This is a genomic window from Streptomyces sp. NPDC058052, from assembly GCF_042885515.1.
GTDB lineage: Bacteria > Actinomycetota > Actinomycetes > Streptomycetales > Streptomycetaceae > Streptomyces.
In genome coordinates, this window is the sequence record NZ_JBHVRX010000020.1 from 1 (window position 1) to 16,809 (window position 16,809).

Annotated in this window: 15 protein-coding genes, 1 tRNA gene and 1 pseudogene; 1 reads left to right on the plus strand and 16 read right to left on the minus strand. The window is 75.2% G+C overall.

The window, feature by feature from the left end:
- Both ACFVU3_RS25240 and ACFVU3_RS25245 read right to left on the minus strand, forming a co-directional pair.
- Nucleotides 1-565 (minus strand): annotated as a pseudogene (locus ACFVU3_RS25240) (hypothetical protein); the annotation flags it as partial.
- Nucleotides 566-590: 25 nt separating this feature from the next.
- Entirely contained in the window at nt 591-1,949 is a 1,359-nt protein-coding gene (locus tag ACFVU3_RS25245) for a peptidoglycan-binding protein (RefSeq protein ID WP_390069541.1), read from the minus strand.
- A 183-nt stretch (nt 1,950-2,132) separates the two neighbouring features.
- On the opposite strand from ACFVU3_RS25245, the gene ACFVU3_RS25250 reads away from it, so the two are divergent.
- Nucleotides 2,133-2,206 (plus strand) — tRNA-Lys (locus tag ACFVU3_RS25250).
- A gap of 55 nt (nt 2,207-2,261) precedes the next feature.
- On the opposite strand, the gene ACFVU3_RS25255 is transcribed toward ACFVU3_RS25250, so the two are convergent.
- The 14 genes from ACFVU3_RS25255 to ACFVU3_RS25320 all read right to left on the minus strand — a co-directional run bounded on the left by ACFVU3_RS25255 (nt 2,262) and on the right by ACFVU3_RS25320 (nt 16,795).
- The gene (locus tag ACFVU3_RS25255) at nt 2,262-3,350 is read right to left on the minus strand and encodes a glycoside hydrolase family 6 protein (RefSeq protein WP_390069543.1); all 1,089 of its coding nucleotides are present in this window, start codon (nt 3,348-3,350) and stop codon (nt 2,262-2,264) included.
- Nucleotides 3,351-3,569: 219 nt separating this feature from the next.
- Entirely contained in the window at nt 3,570-4,217 is a 648-nt protein-coding gene (locus ACFVU3_RS25260; RefSeq protein WP_390069545.1) for a class F sortase, read from the minus strand.
- Between the two features lie 97 nt (nt 4,218-4,314).
- Nucleotides 4,315-4,884, minus strand: coding sequence for a hypothetical protein (locus tag ACFVU3_RS25265; RefSeq protein ID WP_390069546.1), 570 nt, complete (start codon nt 4,882-4,884; stop codon nt 4,315-4,317).
- 74 nt (nt 4,885-4,958) lie between these two features.
- Nucleotides 4,959-5,738 carry an HAD-IIA family hydrolase gene (locus tag ACFVU3_RS25270; RefSeq protein ID WP_390069548.1) on the minus strand — a complete coding sequence of 260 codons (780 nt, stop codon included), beginning with the start codon at nt 5,736-5,738 and terminating at the stop codon, nt 4,959-4,961.
- Nucleotides 5,739-5,856: 118 nt separating this feature from the next.
- The gene (locus ACFVU3_RS25275) at nt 5,857-7,395 is read right to left on the minus strand and encodes an alkaline phosphatase family protein (protein ID WP_390069549.1); all 1,539 of its coding nucleotides are present in this window, start codon (nt 7,393-7,395) and stop codon (nt 5,857-5,859) included.
- A gap of 132 nt (nt 7,396-7,527) precedes the next feature.
- On the minus strand, nt 7,528-8,586 hold the full coding sequence (locus ACFVU3_RS25280; RefSeq protein ID WP_390069552.1) for a 2-aminoethylphosphonate ABC transporter substrate-binding protein: 1,059 nt from the start codon (nt 8,584-8,586) through the stop codon (nt 7,528-7,530).
- Nucleotides 8,587-8,612: 26 nt separating this feature from the next.
- Nucleotides 8,613-9,410: an ABC transporter permease gene (locus tag ACFVU3_RS25285; protein WP_390069554.1), complete on the minus strand. Its 798-nt coding sequence runs from the start codon at nt 9,408-9,410 to the stop codon at nt 8,613-8,615.
- A complete protein-coding gene (locus ACFVU3_RS25290) occupies nt 9,397-10,257 on the minus strand; it encodes a 2-aminoethylphosphonate ABC transporter permease subunit (RefSeq protein WP_390069556.1) in 861 nt (286 codons plus the stop codon). The genes ACFVU3_RS25285 and ACFVU3_RS25290 overlap by 14 nt, the downstream gene beginning before the upstream one ends.
- Nucleotides 10,250-11,302 (minus strand): ABC transporter ATP-binding protein, encoded by a 1,053-nt coding sequence (locus ACFVU3_RS25295; RefSeq protein ID WP_390069558.1) that lies wholly within the window; start codon nt 11,300-11,302, stop codon nt 10,250-10,252. The genes ACFVU3_RS25290 and ACFVU3_RS25295 overlap by 8 nt, the downstream gene beginning before the upstream one ends.
- The gene (locus ACFVU3_RS25300) at nt 11,299-11,985 is read right to left on the minus strand and encodes a phosphonatase-like hydrolase (RefSeq protein WP_390069560.1); all 687 of its coding nucleotides are present in this window, start codon (nt 11,983-11,985) and stop codon (nt 11,299-11,301) included. The genes ACFVU3_RS25295 and ACFVU3_RS25300 overlap by 4 nt, the downstream gene beginning before the upstream one ends.
- A gap of 5 nt (nt 11,986-11,990) precedes the next feature.
- Nucleotides 11,991-13,112 carry a TIGR03364 family FAD-dependent oxidoreductase gene (locus ACFVU3_RS25305; protein WP_390069562.1) on the minus strand — a complete coding sequence of 374 codons (1,122 nt, stop codon included), beginning with the start codon at nt 13,110-13,112 and terminating at the stop codon, nt 11,991-11,993.
- A gap of 135 nt (nt 13,113-13,247) precedes the next feature.
- On the minus strand, nt 13,248-14,024 hold the full coding sequence (locus tag ACFVU3_RS25310; RefSeq protein ID WP_390069564.1) for a GntR family transcriptional regulator: 777 nt from the start codon (nt 14,022-14,024) through the stop codon (nt 13,248-13,250).
- 247 nt (nt 14,025-14,271) lie between these two features.
- Nucleotides 14,272-15,201, minus strand: a complete 930-nt coding sequence (locus ACFVU3_RS25315; protein ID WP_390069566.1) for a hypothetical protein — start codon at nt 15,199-15,201, stop codon at nt 14,272-14,274.
- Nucleotides 15,202-15,325: 124 nt separating this feature from the next.
- Nucleotides 15,326-16,795 (minus strand): ROK family protein, encoded by a 1,470-nt coding sequence (locus ACFVU3_RS25320; RefSeq protein ID WP_390069746.1) that lies wholly within the window; start codon nt 16,793-16,795, stop codon nt 15,326-15,328.
- Nucleotides 16,796-16,809 lie beyond the last annotated feature (14 nt).

The following is a 16,809-nucleotide window of genomic DNA, read 5'->3' on the forward strand; positions in this document are numbered from 1 at the left end:
GCACCGGGCGCACTGTCCACGGCGTACCGGCGCCCGGCGCCGTGGCCGGGCTCGAACCCGTCGGCCTGCCGGCCGCGCCCGGCGCCGTGGAGGAGCCCGGGGCCGCCGGCGTACCGGTCTCGGCCGGCACCGGGCGCACCGCCCCCGGCGCCGTGGCCGGGCCCGATCCCGCCGGCGCACCGGCCTCGGGCGACGACGGACGCGCCGCCGCGCCCGGTGCACCCGCCCCCGCCGCCGCGACCGGGCCCGCGCCCGTCGGCGTGACCGGGACCGTGGCTGCGTCCGCGCCCGTGCCCGCGCCCGTGCCCGGGGGTGAGGGCGGGGGCGCGGTGGTCGGGGTGGTGGCCGGGGGGTGGGGGTCGGCGGCCACGGGGATCGGGCGGGTGCCGGGGGACACGCCCACGGACGGGAACGGGGGCGGAGGGGCCGCGCCCGTGGTGCCGGGGGTCTCCGGGAGCGAGGCCGGGGGGCGGCGGGGGAGGGTGCCGTCGGTGAGGCGGCGGGCCGTTCTGGCCGCGTCGCGCGAGGCCGCCGCGCCGGAGTCGTTCGGGATCGCTGCCGTCATTCGGGGTCCACCTCTTGTCTCGGGGTCATCGGAACAATCGCCGCCAGGTCTCCGGGCCCGGGTAGCCGTCGGCCGCCGCGCCGCGCCAGCCCTGCGCCCGCTGGAACGCCTCGACGTTGCGGCGGTCCGCCTCCGTCCAGCGCGGACCGGGTCCCGACAGGTAGTGCTTGCCGAAGCCCCGCTTCACCAGTTGTTTGCCCAGCTTCTCCACATATGCGTTGGATTGGCCCGGACGGAAGGAGCCACGCCCGGGGAACCCGTTCGCATCTGTGCTCGGACCGCTCGAACCACTCGAACCGCCGATGTCCCTGCCCCCGCCCGAGACGAGGAGCTTCCAGGTGTGCGGGCCCGGCAGGCCGTCGGCCTCCTTGCCCTTCCAGCCCTGCGCGCGCTGGAACGCCTGCGTCGCCCTGCGGTCGGACTCGCCCCACTTCGGGCCCGGCCCCTGGACGTAGTACGGCCGGGCGCCGCGGGCGATCAGCATCTGCCCGAGCCTGGTGACGTGGGCGTTGCTCGCGCCGGGGCCGAACTTCGCCCCGCCGGGGTACGCGGAGCCGGCGGACCCCGCCGGGCCGCTGCCCGCGCCGGTGCTGCCGCTGACCAGGCCCTTGTAGCGGTAGGCCACGTACCGGTCGGAGTTCTCCCAGTACGCCAGGGGCGTGGCCTGCTTCCGCGTGCGCGGCTTGGTCTGCTCGTAGGCGACGTACGACGTGTGGGTGTAGTCCGTCCAGCCGCCGAAGAGCGTCACGTGCGAGCCCCGGGTCGGGTCGGCCGGGTTGTGGAAGAGCAGGATGTCGCCGGGCTGGAGCGCGGTCCGGTCGATGCGGACGGCGAAGCGGTCGAGGCTGCCCGTCCACTCGTTGCTGGTCAGGTTCCAGACCATGGAGATGTAGCCCGAGCAGTCCTGGCGGTACCCGTCCGACCAGTACTTCTCCATCGAGTACGGCACCTGGGCCGAGACCCACTTCTTGGCCCGGTTGATGATCTCCGTGCGGGTGGTCCTCCGCAGCGTCTCGGTCGAGACCTGACCGGTCGCCGGGACGGCGCCGGGGGCGGGACCGCCGCCGGACTGCGCGGCCGGCGGGCCGTGCAGCGGGGCGGGGCCGCCCTGCGGGGTGTCGGAGCCCAGCGCGGCGTCGGCGGCGTCCGCCGGGGTCGCCGGGGCCGCGGGCGCGAGGGCCGCGGCGATGCCGCCCGCCCCTCCCCCGCCCAGGACCGCCCCCGCCGCCGTGACCAGGACCAGGGCCCGGCGGGCGCCGTGCGCCGCCGGGTGGCCGCCCGCGCGGACCGGCAGGCCCAGCGCGAGGTCGCGGCGGTGCCGGGCGCAGCCCGGGCAGCCACAGTCGGGCGCGGGTTCGAATTCCTCGAAGACCGGCACGCTCATGCGATTCCCCTCCACACTCGTCAAGATCTTTTGGGCCTCGTTTCGGGCGCCAGTTTCTCAACTGTCTGGACAAATCGCATTTTGACGGATCAACGGCCTGATACGACCATCCGACAGGCCGGAGACGGTCGCTGTTGGTCAGGAGCACCCCCGCACGTCGGGTAGAGTTCTCTCTGTCAGCAGGCGCCGCTAGCTCAGTTGGTTAGAGCAGCTGACTCTTAATCAGCGGGTCCGGGGTTCGAGTCCCTGGCGGCGCACCGACAGAGAAGGCCCCTCACGCGAGTGAGGGGCCTTCTTGTTGCCACACTCCAACTACCCTGCGTTGCGGGCCAGTTCCAGGGCGTACGCGTCGAACCACTCCCCCGCGCTCGGGCCGCCCCGGCACGCACCGTCCGACTCTCCGGGGCGCTTGATCCACAGATGCGCGAGGACGAGCGGATCGCCGGTCCGCAGCGTCGGCGGCTCGCCGAGCGCCCGGCCCGGCGGGTTGCACCAGTTCTCCGCCGGTTCGCCGTCCGTGTAGGGGCCGTTCCCGTTGCGGCTGGTGTCGACGACGAAGGGCTTCCCGCCGACGAGGGCGGAGAGCGCGCGCCCGTACGCCACGCTCTCCTCGGTCGTGCGGAAGTTCGAGACGTTCACCGCGAAGCCGTCCGCCGTGGCGATGCCGGCCTGCCGCAGCGGTGCCGCCAGCCGCTCCGGGGCGACCCAGCCGGCGTTGCCCGCGTCCAGGTGGACGGTGACCCCCGGCTGCCGCTTCAGGCGTGCGACGGCCGCCGTGAGCAGGGCGTACCGCTCCTCGTGATGCTGCTCGCCGGTGCAGCCGTCGACCATGTGCGTGACCGCGTCCGGCTCCAGGACCACCGTCGCCCGCCGCGCGCCGATGCCCCGGGCGACGGCGTCCACCCAGGCGCGGTACGCCGTCCCGTCCGCCGCGCCGCCGGCCGAGTACTGCCCGCAGTCGCGGTTCGGGATGCCGTAGAGGACGAGGAGCGCGTCCCGGCCGGCCTTCGCCGCCGCCTCGGTGAGAACCTTCGTCTCCGCCTCCGCCTCCGCCCCGGGCCGGTCCGGGCCGATCCACTCCGCGACCGGGCGGGCCGCGATCCGGCTCAGCAGCGCGGCCTCGGCGGTCCGCCCCGCGGCGCGATGGGCGGCGACGGCCCGGGCGGCCTTCCCGTCCGGGTTCACCCAGAAGGGCGCCTCGGCCGCCGCCGACGCGCCGGGCGCGCCCGGTTCCGTGCCGGGGGCGCCGCAGGCCGTGACGGTGAGGAGGGCGAGGGCCGCGGCGGAACACCGGACGACCGCTCCGGTCCTGGACGCGGGCGGGCGCGGAGGCACCGGAGGCGCGGGAGGAAGGGGCGCGGGCCCGGGGCCGGCGGGGGACGCGGACGGGCGTGCGGGCATGCGGGCCCCTCGGGCGCGTGCGGGGTGGCGGAGTCGTGGCCATCGTGACACGGCAGCCCTCTGGGCCGTGCGAGGCACGGCCCTCTACAGTGTGCGGAACTCCCGCCTCCCGCGGCGGCGCCGGGCTCCTCCCGCAGCCCGTGGGCCCGCGGTCGAGGACCGGCCCGGCCGGCGGCCCGTGGGACGCGGTCCGCCGGCCGGGGCCAGGTCCGCCAGGGGCTACTCCGCCGCCGTCAGGTACGCCGAGACGACCACGTTCGCCGTGTAGACGCCCGCGGCGCGGTCGAAGGCGCCTCCACAGGTGATGAGGCGCAGCTCGGCGCGGGCGGGGTCGCGGGGGCCGTAGACCGCGCGGGCGTCGAAGGCGTCGCGCTGGACGACGCGGACGTCGTCGACGGTGAAGACCGCGACGGATCCGTCCGTCCGGGTGACGCGGACGGTCTCTCCGGGGCGGGCGGCGCTGAGGTCGTAGAAGACCGCCGGGCGGGTCTCGGTGTCGACGTGGCCGACGAGGAGGGCCGGGCCCGCCGCGCCGGGTGTGGTGCCGGGGCCGTACCAGCCGACGGTCTGCGGCAGCTCGTACGGCGGCGGGTCCACCGCCCCGGTGGAGTCGAGGCCCCGGGGGACGACGGGGGCGTCGATGCCGAGGGCGGGGATCTGGACGCGGCGGGGTTCCGCCGCGCCGGGTATCGGCTCCCGGGACGGCGGCAGGTCGACGCCGAGCGGGCGGCCGACCGCGGCGATGTCGCCGTGGGTCGGGGCCGAGCTGCCGCCGGGGCCCCAGGCGGCGTCGCGTCCCCAGAGCCAGAGCCCGAGGAGCAGGACCGCCCAGGCCACACCGGTGACCGGACGGCTGGAGGCGGCCACGGCTAGGCCGTTTCTTTCGGATCGGCCCGGCAGGATCCGAAGGGGACGGCCCGGGCCGGGCCCGGGCGGACGGGCCGGAAGGATCCGTCCGGCATGCCTACTCCGTACGCCGGCGGCGGGAGCTCCGGAAGGCGACCGCGATGGCGGCGACGGCCGCCATGCCGAGGCCCAGCAGGGTGTACGGGGTGCCGAGGCCGTCCCCGCTCGCCGTCTGGGCGACGCCCGGCGCGGCGGGGGCCGCGAAGGCGGCGGTGCCGCCGCCGCCGGCGCGGACCGGGGCGACCGGGGCCGGGCGGTGGGTCGGCTCCTGGTGGTGCCGGACGGTGAGGGTGCCGACGTCGGGGTGGTCGTGGCCGTCGCAGGTCACGGAGACCTTGTACGTGCCGTCCTGGAGACCCGAGCGGACGGTGGCGCCGCCGGAGAGGGCGTACGCGCCGCCGTCGCGGCCGGTGAGCTCGGCGTCCGCGACGAACGCCGGGGACTTGGCGGCGCCGGTGGTGCCCTTGCAGCCCTGCGCGCGGACGTCGATGTCGGCGCCGGGGGCCGCGGTGGACGGGGTGACGGTGGCCTGGACGCCGTCGTGGGCGAGGGCGGTGCCGGCCGCGGGCGCGAGCACCAGAGCCAGCGCCGCCCCCGCGGCACGGAGAGCGATGGGACCTGAACGCATGGTGACCTCCTGGTACTGGCAGGGTCACCCGGTTCGCGCCGTTCCGCATCCGCAGGGGCGGCGCTCCGCGAGCGCTACACGCGGTCGACGATGTCCGCGATCGACTTCACGATCTTGGAGGGGCGGAACGGGAAGCGGTCGATCTCCGCCTCCGTGGTCAGACCGGTGAGGACGAGGAAGGTCTGCATGCCCGCCTCCAGGCCCGCCAGGATGTCGGTGTCCATCCGGTCGCCGATCATCGCGCTGGACTCGGAGTGGGCACCGATCGCGTTGAGCCCGGTGCGCATCATCAGCGGGTTGGGCTTGCCCGCGAAGTACGGCTCCTTGCCGGTGGCCTTGGTGATGAGGGCGGCGACGGAGCCGGTGGCGGGGAGCGGGCCCTCCAGGGAGGGGCCGGTCTCGTCGGGGTTGGTGCAGATGAAGCGGGCGCCGTTGTTGATGAGCCGGACGGCCTTCGTCATGGCCTCGAAGGAGTACGTCCGGGTCTCGCCGAGGACCACGTAGTCGGGCTCGTGGTCGGTGAGGACGTAGCCGATGTCGTGGAGGGCGGTGGTGAGTCCGGCCTCGCCGATGACGTACGCGGTGCCGCCGGGGCGCTGGTCGTCGAGGAACTTGGCGGTGGCGAGCGCCGAGGTCCAGATGTTCTCCACGGGGACGTCGAGGCCCATGCGGCGGAGACGGGCGTGCAGGTCCCGGGCGGTGTAGATCGAGTTGTTGGTGAGGACCAGGAACGGCTTGCCGGTCTCCCGCAGCTTCCTGATGAACGCGTCGGCGCCGGGGATCGGGACACCCTCGTGGATGAGGACGCCGTCCATGTCGGTGAGCCAGGATTCGATCGGCTTGCGCTCTGCCATGGGTGCGGGACTCCTGCCGTACGTGACGTGCGTGTGCTGGGGGGCGACGCGACAGCGCTGTGGCGACGCCCCCAGCGTAGGCCCTCCCCCTGCACGCGTGGGCGGGGAGGGCCTGGGGTCAGGAAGTGGTCACGGTGACCCCGTCGACCGTCCAGTACCAGTTGTTGGACCCGGTGTAGTGGAAGCGGAAGCCGACGCTGGAGGCGCCGGCCGGGACGGGGACGGTGACCGTCTGGGACCGGGAGAGGACGTCGGCGGTGTAGCTCTTCACGACGGTGGGGGTGCCGCCGTTGAAGGAGGCCAGGATCCGGGCGGTCTGGGCGCCCTCCTGGCGGTAGAGCGTGGTGAACGCGAGGGTGACGGAGGAGGCCCCGGAGACCGGGTACGCCGGGGTGACCAGCGTGGAGTCGTACGTCCCCGAGAAGGACCTGTCGGCCCACTCGTCGGAGTCGGCGACGGCGAAGACGCCCCGGGCGCGGACGTTGAGTTCGCGCCACTGGTCGCGCTGGGAGCGGGACCAGAACTCGTCGGTGGCGAACGCCCAGCCGCGCCACTCGCTCACGCCGCCGGTGCCCATGGCGCCGTTGATGACGGACCATCCGCTGGGCGGGGTGTGGGTGAAGCCGAGGACGCCGGCCGGGACGGCGGTCTCGTCGACGCGGCCGGCGAGGGAGGGCTGGAGGGTGTCGAAGGGGTCGGTGGTGCGCTCCTGGACCGGCTTGCCGTCCAGACCCCAGGACGGGTCGGGGACGATGCCGAGCTGGCGGAAGACGGTGGCGGCGACGTCGACGAGCCGGGTGTCGATCGGGCGGGCGCCGGCGGCGATGCCGGGGCCCTGGGCGAGGACGAAGGTGCGGCGCTCCTCGATGGCGGAGCCGCCGTGGCCGCCGGCGTCGGTGTGGCCGTGGTCGGTGGTGACGATGACGGTCCAGCGCTCGGCGGCGCGGGTGGGGCGGGCCTCGATCGCGGCGAGGAGGCGGCCGAGGTAGGCGTCCTGGACGGCGATGGCGTCGAGGTACTTCTGGCTCGCGGCGCCGTGGTTGTGACCGATCTCGTCGGTCTCGCCGAAGTAGACGAAGAGCACGTCGGGGTTCTGGTGGCGGAGCACCTGCTCGGTGAGGTCCGTGATCAGGGCGTCGTTGACGACGTAGTCGTTGTCGTAGACGAGCTTCGCGTCGGCGCCGGGGGTGACCGTGCCGTGGGTGTCGAGCTCGGGCCAGTCGACGGCGGCGAAGAGGGAGAGCTGGGGCCGGACCTGGGCGAGGCGGGCGAGGAAGCCGGGGTACTGGGCGTAGTTCTTGCCGGCGAAGGTGTTGTCCTTGACGCCGTGCTTGTCGGGCCAGACGCCGGTGGAGATCGTCGACCAGCCGGGGCCGGAGGAGGTGGCCGCCATGGGGTTGGCGTAGAGCAGGGAGCGGCCGTAGGTGCCGTTCGCCATCAGGGACTTGAGGGCGGGGGCGTTCGCGGCGTCGATGCGGTCGTGGCGCAGGCCGTCCATGCCGACGACGAGGACCTTGTCGGCGCTGGTGCCGTTCGGGAGCGTCGGGGCGGCGGCCGCGTGGGCGGCGGGGGCGGTCGCGAGGCCGGTGGCGGCGAGGGCGGTGCCGGCGCCGGCGACGGCGAGCACGGTGCGGCGGGAGATGCCGGGGTTCGGCATGTCGGAGTCCTCCACGAGAGGGGGAAGAGGCGGATACGCACACCAACGCCCCTGAATTTCCAGGGGCGTTGGTCCGTACCCGTTATCTTTCCGCTATCCGCGGAGGGGGTCGAGGGGGCGTGCGGTGAACTCTCAGCTGCCGGTGGCGGACTTCCACGCGTCCACGTAGGACGAGAGGTTGGCGTCGATGTCGGCCCAGTCCGGCTCGAAGATCTCGACGCCGTCGATGATCCGGGCGAGCTCGATGGCGTTGGCGTCGGTGGCCTTGATGTCCTTGCGGGCCGGGAAGCCGCCGCCGACGGCGCTGACCTCGCGCTGGGCGCCCTCGCTCAGCATGAAGTCGAGGAGCTTCCTGCCGTTCTCGGTGTGCGGGGCCTTGTCCACCAGGCCGGCCGCGTAGGGCAGGGCGAAGGTGGTGGGCTTGCCGCCCTCCTTGGCCGGGAACCAGATGGCGAGGTTCGGCATGGACCTGGCCTGGGCGAAGTTCATCTGGACGTCGCCGTTGGCGACGAGGAGCTCGCCCTTGTCGACCTTGGGGGCGAGCTTGGAGGTGGAGGAGGACGGGCCGACGTTGTTGGCCTGGAGCTTCTTCAGGTACTCCATGGCGGGCGCCTGGCCGCCGAAGTCGTGCATGGCCTTGATGAGGACGGCGGTGCCGTCGCCGGCGACGCCGGGGGTGGAGTACTGGAGCCTGTTCTCGAACTTCGCGTCGAGCAGGGCCTCCCAGGTGCCGGGGGCCTCGGGGAGCTCCTTCTTGTTGTGGATGAAGCCGAAGTAGTTGTTGACGACGGAGGTCCAGGAGCCGTCGGCGGCCTTGTCGGCGCCGTCGACCTGGTCGGCGCCCTTCGGGGTGTACTTCTGGAGGAGGCCCTTGGAGCCGGCCTGCTGGATGAAGGGCGGGAGGGTGACGATCACGTCGGCCTGCGTGTTGGACTTCTCGCGGAGGGCCCGCTGGACCATCTCCCCGGAGCCGCCCTCCACGTACTTCACCTTGATGCCGGTCTCCTTCTCGAAGTCGGCGAAGACCTTGTCGTACCAGCCGTCGCCCTTCTCGCCCTTGAGGCCGTCGGCGCTGTAGACGGTGACGACCTTCTCGTCGGAGGCGGCGGAGGAGCCGCCGCAGGCGGTGAGGGAGACGGCGAGGGCGAGGGCGCCGGTGACGGCGGCGACCGGCTTGGCGTGCGTAAGCATGACGTCGTTCTTCTCCTGCGTGAGAGTTATCGGTAGGACGCTCTGGTGCGGATACGGGAGACGGCGAGCAGGACCAGCAGCGTCGTGGCCATGAGGACCACGGCCAGCGCCGATCCGGTGAACAGGGACCCGCGGTCGGTGGCGGTGAAGACGAGCACCGGCAGCGGCATCCAGTCCGGCGGGTAGAGCATCATCGTGGCGCTCAGCTCCCCCATGGACAGGGCGAAGCAGAGGCCGGCGGCGGCGCTCAGCGAGGGCAGCAGCAGGGGCAGCTTGACCCGGAACAGGACGTACGAGGGGCGGGCGCCGAGTCCGGCCGCCGCCTGCTCGTACATCGGGTCGAGGCGGCGGATCGCCGCCGAGACCGACTGGTGGGCGAAGGCCGTGACCAGGACCGTGTGGGCCAGGATCACGATCCAGCGGGTGCCGTTGAGGAGGAGGGGCGGCCGGGAGAAGGCCACCAGGACGGCGAGGCCGACCACCACCGACGGCACGGCGAGCGGCAGGACGAACAGGGCGTCGAGGACCCGGCGGCCGCGGCCGCGCAGCGAGGCGGCGGCGAGCGCGGCCCACGTGCCGAGGGTGAGCGCGAGGAGGCTCGCGGCTCCGGCGGTGACGAGGCTGGTGGTCAGGGCCTGGAGGGACTCGCCGCGGACGGCGGCCGTGTAGTGCTCGGCCGTCGGCCCCGACGGGAAGGCGCCGGACCAGTGGGTGGAGAAGGACGCGGCGACGATGACGAGGAGGGGGACGGCGAAGAGCGGGACGAAGAGGACGGCGAAGACGAGCCAGGACGCGGCCCTTCCCCCGCGGCTATGCACCAGCACGCTTGCTCACCACCCGGTAGACGGCGTAGAGGCCGACCGAGATCGCGACGTTGACGACCGCGACGACGCAGGCCGCCGCGTAGTCGGATTCGAGGATGGCCTGGGAGTAGACGAGCATCGGGAGGGTGGTGACGCCCTTGGCGCCGGTGAAGAGCACGATCCCGAACTCGTTGAGGCACATGACGAGGACGAGGCTGCCGCCGGCCGCGAGCGCGGGCAGCGCCTCCGGCAGGATCACCCGGCGCACGATCCGCGCGGGCCGGGCGCCGAGCGAGGACGCCACCTCCAGCTGGGCGGTGTCCAGCTGGGAGAAGGCGGCGAGCAGCGGCCGCATCACGAAGGGCGTGAAGTACGTGATCTCGGCGAGGAGGACGCCCCACGGGGTGGTCAGGAAGTGGAACGGCCCTTCCGAGGCGCCCGTGACGCCGGTCCACAGCCCGTTGGCCATGCCGACCGTGCCGTAGACGAAGAGCAGGGCGAGGGTGATGAGGAAGGAGGGGAAGGAGAGGAAGACGTCGATGAACCGGGAGACCGCCTTCGCCCCGGGGAAGGGCACGAAGGCGACGATCAGCGCGAGGACGAAGCCGAGGACGAGGCAGCCGGCGGTGGCGCCGACGGCGAGCCACACGGTGGTGCCGAGGGCGTCGCGGAAGGAGGCGGAGGAGAACACCTCGGCGTACGCGCCGGGGGCGAGCGACTCCTGGACGACGAGCCCGAGCGGGTAGAGGAAGACGAGCCCGAGGACGGCGACGGGCGGCAGGGCCCAGACCCAGGCGGGGACGGTACGGCTCCGGGCCGGGCGGGCCGCCGCGACGACGGGCGGCGCGGTGGTGGAGGCGCTAGCCATCGTTGACCCCCGCGGCGAGCAGCACCGCGTCCTCGGGGGCGAAGTGCAGGGTGACCTCGGAGCCCAGCGGCGGGGTGTCCCGCAGCTCGCGGACGTCCGCCTTCACCCGGTGCCCGCCGACGTCGACGTACAGCCGGTGGGTGGCGCCCCGCCACTGGACCTCGGCGATCCGGCCGCGCAGGGCGTTGGGTCCGTCGCCGAGGCCGATGAGGTGGGGGCGGACGCAGAGGGTGGCGGCGGCTCCCGCGGCCGCGTCGCCGACCGGGACCTCCAGTCCGGTGCCGGCGAAGTCGACGCCGCCGGCGCCGACCCGGACGGGCAGCAGGTTGGCGTTGCCGACGAAGGAGGCGGTGAACTCGGTACGGGGGCGCCGGTACAGCTCCTGCGGGGTGCCGCAGTCCTGGAGCCGGGCCTTGTCCATGACGGCGATCCGGTCGGCGAGGGTGAGCGCCTCGACCTGGTCGTGGGTGACGTACAGGACGGAGACGTCGGGGAGTTCGCGGTGGAGCCGGGCCAGCTCGGCGAGCATGCCGGAGCGGAGCTGGGCGTCGAGCGCGGAGAGCGGCTCGTCGAGGAGGAGGACGTCGGGACGGATCGCGAGGGCGCGGGCGATGGCGACGCGCTGCTGCTGCCCGCCGGAGAGTTCGCGGGGGTGGCGCCGGGCGTACGCCCCCATCCCGGTCATCTCCAGGGCCTCGGCGACCCGGCCGGGGATCTCGGCCTTGGGGTGCTTGCGCGCCTTGAGCCCGAAGGCCACGTTCTCGTCGACGCGCAGGTGCGGGAAGAGGGCGTACTGCTGGACGACCATGCCGATGCCCCGCTTGTACGGCGGGAGGTCGGTGACGTCGCGGTCGCCGATGTGCACGCGGCCGGCGGAGGGCTGGACGAAGCCCGCGACGGTGCGCAGGGCGGTGGTCTTGCCGGAGCCGGAGGGGCCGAGGAGGGCCATCACCTCGCCGGGTTCGACGGTGAGGGTGAGCCGGTCGAGGACGGTGGTGTCGCCGTAGGCGACGGAGACGCCGTCGAAGCGGATGCCGCTGGTCATGCCTCGTACTCCCGTATCGCTGCCGGGAGTCCGGCGACCGAGGGGAGGACGTGGGTGGCGCCGTGGCGCGTGAGCGCGGGCCCGTCGTGGGCGCCGGTGAGGACGCCGGCGACGATCCCGGCGCCGGAGCGGACGCCGCTGAGCATGTCGTACGAGGTGTCGCCGGCGACGGCGGTCCGGCGGACGTCGTCGACGGCGCCGGTGCGGAGGAGGGCGGCGAGGACCATGTCCGGGTACGGGCGGCCGCGGCCGCCGGCGTCGGCCGGGCAGAGGGTGAGGTCGGCGAGGTCCCGCCAGCCGAGGGCGTCGAGGATGGCGTCCTGGGTGACGCGGGCGAAGCCGGTGGTCAGGACGACGGTGCGGCCCTCCTCGCGGAGGGCGGCGACGGTCTCGGCGGCTCCGGGGACCGGGGCGATCCGGCCGCCGTCGACGAGTTCGCCGTACGCCTGCTCGAAGGTGGCGTTGGCGCGCTGGGCGCGGTCCTCGTCGCCGCCGAAGAGGTGCCGGAAGACGGTGATCTTCGACTCGCCCATGGTGGCGCGGACGTGGCCGATCATCGTGGCGGGGTCCTCGCCGAGGCGCTCGGCGGCGGCGGTGAAGGCCGCCTCGACGAGGCCGTCGTCGGCGACGGTGGTGCCGGCCATGTCGAGGACGACGAGGCCGAGGGTGTTCTTCGTGGTCATGCGTGTCACCAGCCCAGTTCGTTCGCGGTCGTCTCGGCGATGGCGGGCGAGCAGGTCATGCCGCGGCCGCCGGGTCCGGTCACGAGCCAGACCCCGTCCCGCACCCGCTGGCGGTGGACGACCCGGGTGGTGTCCACGCACTGCGCGTACACGCCGGCCCAGCGGCGGCGGATCGCCGGCAGGGGGCGGCCGAGGAGGGACTCGACGACGCGGACCAGGTGGTCGTAGGGGTCCTCGACGGTGTCGAAGGCGAAGGGGTGCTCGTACTCGTGGGTGTCGCCGATGGTCAGTCCGCCGTCGAGGCGCTGCACCATGAGCAGCTGCATCCTGTGGGCGGCGGCGGTCGGGTCCTGCGCCTGGCCCGCGGCGAGCGCGTCGAGGGCGCCGGAGGCGTAGGCCGGGTAGTAGCGGAAGGAGTCGGCGTCGGCGACGGAGGTCGTCAGCGGCTCGCCGAGGGGGGCGGTCTGCATCATCTGGAGGCGGACGCGGCGCACGGGGACCGGTCCCGCGACCTCGCGGACCAGGCCGGAGAGCCAGGCCCCGGTGCACAGGACGACGGCGTCGCCGCTGTGGAGGTCGCCGTGGTCGTCGCGGACGGCGTGCTCGCCGACGACCTCGCGGACCTCGCGGTTCGGGAGGAAGGTGTAGCGGCCGGTGGAGAGGAGGGCCTCGCGGAGGGCGAGCTGCGCGGTGCGCGGCTCGACAGCGGCGTCCCGCTCGCACCAGAGGGCGGCGTCGAAGGCGCCGCGCAGGGCCGGGTTGACCGCCCGGGCCTCCTCGGGGGTGAGCAGCTTGTAGCCGCGGGCGGGGGCGTCCTCGCGGGCGACGGCCGCCTCGGCGACGGCCAGTTCCAGCTCGCCCCGGACGGGGGTGAGGGAGCCGATGGCCCGGAAGCCGAGGCCGGGGACGCGGGCGCCGACGGACTCCCAGAGTTCGCGGGCGCGCAGGGCGGTGTCGAGTTCCTCCCCGCCCGCACGGCCGCTGACCCAGATCTGGCCGAAGTTCCTCAGGGAGGCTCCGCGCGCCTCGGCCTCGCGCTCGATGTGTACGACCTCGTGGCCGCGTTCCACTGCCTGCCAGGCGTGCATGGTGCCCACCACGCCGGCTCCTACGACGATCACCTTCATGCCGTCCACGGTCGGGGCGGCGGGTGACCCGGGCCGGTCGCGCGGACGACGGGACGGTGAACGGCCCGACAAGCTTGGACTAGACCCGTTACCTTTCTGTGATGCGACGGGGGCCCTGGATCGGGCGGAATCCGGTCAGTCCTGGCGGCCGAGGCGGGCCGTGAAGCTGAAGCGGTCGCCCCGGTAGAGGGTGCGGACCCGCTCCAGGGGCAGCCCCTCCTCGTCGCGGGAGACGCGGTGCAGCAGCAGCATCGGCAGGGCCGGCGGGGTCCCGATGAGCAGGGCCTCCCGGGGGGTGGCGAGCACGGTCTCGATCCGCTCGTCGGCGTCGCCGAAGGTGATGCCGAGCCGCTCGCGGAGGTAGCCGTAGAAGGAGGAGTCGGGGTCGAATTCGGTGTCCAGGCGCGGGACGCGGGCCTCGGAGACGTACGTGCTCTCCAGGCCGACCCGCTCGTCGTCGGCGAGCAGCACCCGCTCCATGTGCCAGACGGGCGCGCCGGGCGCGACGCCGACCTCGGGGGCGAGCGCGTCCGGGCAGGGGAAGCGGTCCAGGGAGACGACACTGCGGCCCGGGCGGCGGCCCTGGCGGCGGACGCCCTCGGTGTAACTGGCGAGGGAGAGCGGCTGTTCGAGCTTGGGGCCGGCGACGACCGTGCCCCGCCCCTGCCGGCGCAGCCTGCCCTCCAGGAGCAGTTCGCGCAGGGCCTGCCGGAGGGTCTCGCGGGAGACCTCGTACCGGACGGCGAGGTCGCGCTCGGTGGGCAGCGTGCCCCCCTCCCCCAACTCGTCGACGAGGAGGGCGAGTCGCGCCTTCACGGCGTAGTACTTGGGCACCCGGCCGTGCTCCGGGACGCCGGAGCGGACGGGACCGCCGGGGGCGCCGGGAGCGCTCGGGGTGTGGTGCTGGTTCATCCGGGGATCGTCGCAGACGGGGGTGAACGGGAGGGTGTACGGCGGGTGTCCCGGGGGTTCGGGGTGGGTTCGAAGTCGGTTTCGGAGGTGGTGTGGCGGGTTCGGGGCTGGGACCGGGGGCGGGGTCGGTGCCGTGGGTTCGGCGGGTGTCGCGGGTTCGGCGGGTGTCGCGGGTTCAGCGGGTTCAGCGGGTGCCGCGGGTGTCGCGGGTGCCGCGGGTTCAGCGGGTGCCGCGGGTGTCGCGGGTTCAGCGGCCGGGGCCGGGCCTCAGGCGGCGGGCGGCGCGGGTTCGGCGGGTGTCGCGGGTTCGGCGGCCGGGGCCGGGCCTCAGGCGGCGGGCGGCGCGGGTGAGGAGGGCGCCCGCGAGGGCGAGGGCCGCCGCCCAGGGGGCCAGGGGCGTGGCGCCCTCCGGACCCGTGTGGGCGAGTTCGGGACGCGGGGGCGTGGCGGCGCCGGGGGGCCGGACCGCGGGGGGCGGCGGGCTCGCGGGCGGGGAGCCGTCCGGCGCCGGGGTGGGGGCCGGGGTGGCGTCGGGTGCCGCGGGCTCCACCGGCCCGGACGGCTCGGCGGGGGCGGCCGGGTCGGGCGGGTCGGGCGGTCCGATCGTGAGCCGGTAGTCGTCCGAGCGGCCGACCCAGTCGCCGTCGGCGCCCCGGCGCTGGACGAGCGCGGCATTCACGACGACCTCCTCGGGCACGGCGTCGGCCCGGAAGGCCAGCCGGACCGGCACGGTGACGGTCCGCCGGGCGGGGACGGCGAAGCCGCCGAACCCGGTGAACGCGCCGACGCTCTCGGCCTCCGCGGTCGCCTCGAAGGCGACCCGCCGCCAGCGCTCGGCCTCCGCGTCGTAGAACTCCAGCCGGATCTGCTCCGGCCGCAGCACCCGCCCCTCGTCGGCGAGGACGAGCACCGGATGCACCCCGGTGCAGGGTCCGGCGGTGGTGTTCCGCAGCTCCAGCTCCCAGGTCCGGAACGCCCCTCCGGCGGGGTAGTCGGCGGGACCCTCGTGGATCCGGGTGTCGAGCGGGAACCCGGCGTCGGAGGGGCTGCCGCAGGTCGGGGCGGGTGCGGGGGCCGGGGCGGCGGAAGCGGACGCCGGCGGCAGGCCGATGGTCAGGGTGACGGCCGCGGCGGCGAGGGCGGGCGCGCTGCGCAGGGGCCGGGGGGCGGGTGCCATGTGCGGGTGCCTTTGCTGCTCGCGGACGTGCGGGTCGCCCGCGACGCTGCCACAGCGGCCGGCGCGGAACCGGCGGCGACACCGCCCGTGCCCCCGGCCGGCCCGCCGGATCCGCCCGATCAGCCTATGGTCCGACCTTCTTATGAACGCCAGGAGCGGGAGGAGCGGGAGGAACCGGAGGGGCCGGAGGGGCCGGAGGAACCGGAGGGGCCGGAGGGGCCGGAGCAGCCGGAGCAGCCGGAGGAACCGGAAGGGCGGGCCGCGGGTCCGGGGCGGCCGAGGGAGCTTCCGGCCTCGGCTCCAGGCCGAAGAACGGGGCCAGGACGAGCTGGGCCGCGCCGAGCGCCACGGCGTGCGGGCTGGCCGCGATCTCGACCGGGGCCGGGAGCCGGAGGCCGGCGAGCACGGCCGCCACCCCGTCCGCGAAGACCTCCGGCGCGGAGAGGACCACCCGGCCGCCGAGCAGGACCCGGTCGATGTCGAGGAGCCGGACCAGATTGGCCGCGCCGGTGCCGAGGATCCGCGCGGCCTCGCCCAGCTCCCCCCGGGCCACCGCCGCGAGACAGAGCACCTCCAGGCAGCCGCGCGCCCCGCAGTCGCACGGGGGCCCGTCGAGCTGGACGGTCTGGTGGCCGAGCTCGCCCGCCCCGGTCCGCTCGCCGCGCAGCGGGACCCCGCCGACGACGAGTCCGGCGCCGAGCCCCGTACCGAGGTGCACGTAGGCGAAGGACCGGGGCGCGCCCGGCCGGACGGCGAGGCCGAGGGCGGCGGCGTTGGTGTCCTTGTCGAGCGTGACGGGCAGCCCGAGGCTCGCGCTCAGCGCCTCCCGCACCGGGAACCCCTCCCACGCCGGCGCCCCCGTCACCCGCCCCGGCACCCCGCCCCGGTGGTCCAGCGGCCCGGGCATGGCGACCCCGACCCCGAGCACCCCGACGACCGGCGCCGCCGCCGGACGGGAGGCGGGGGGCGGCGATCCGGGGGGCGGCGGCCCGGGGGCCGTACGGCCCGCGGTCGGCGGCCCGGGGGCCGTACGGGCCCCGCCGACGCCCCCCTCGGAACCGGCCGGCTCCACCGCCGGCCGCGTGTCGCCCCGCGCCCCGCCCTCGGCCTGCGCGGGGCCGGGCCCGGGTCCCGCCCCGCCCGCCGTGTCCGGCGCGGGGCCGAGGCCGGTGGCCGTGAGCAGGGCTCGTACCTCCTCCGCCAGGGTCGCGAGGACCGGGGCCGGGCCGGTGGCGAGGGTCAGGGGGCGGTGGCGCAGGGCCACGGGGGTGCCGGTGAGGTCGGTGAGGACGAGGGTCAGGCCGTCGCGGTCGAGGTGGGCGCCGACGGCGTACGCGGCGGTGGGGACCAGGCGCAGGACCGTGCGGGGCTTGCCGCCGGTCGAGGCGCGGCGGCCGGCCTCGGCGGCCAGGCCCTCGGCGCGCAGCCGGGCGGTGATCTTGCTGACGGCCTGCGGGGTGAGGCCGGTGCGCTCGGCCAGTTCGAGGCGGCTGATGCCGTCCTCCCCCGCCGTGCGCAGCAGGTCGAGCACGAGCGCCGCGTTGTGGCCGCGCAGCGCCGACAGGTTGGCTCCGCCGCCGGGGTCTCTCGTCATCACCGTCACCGGCC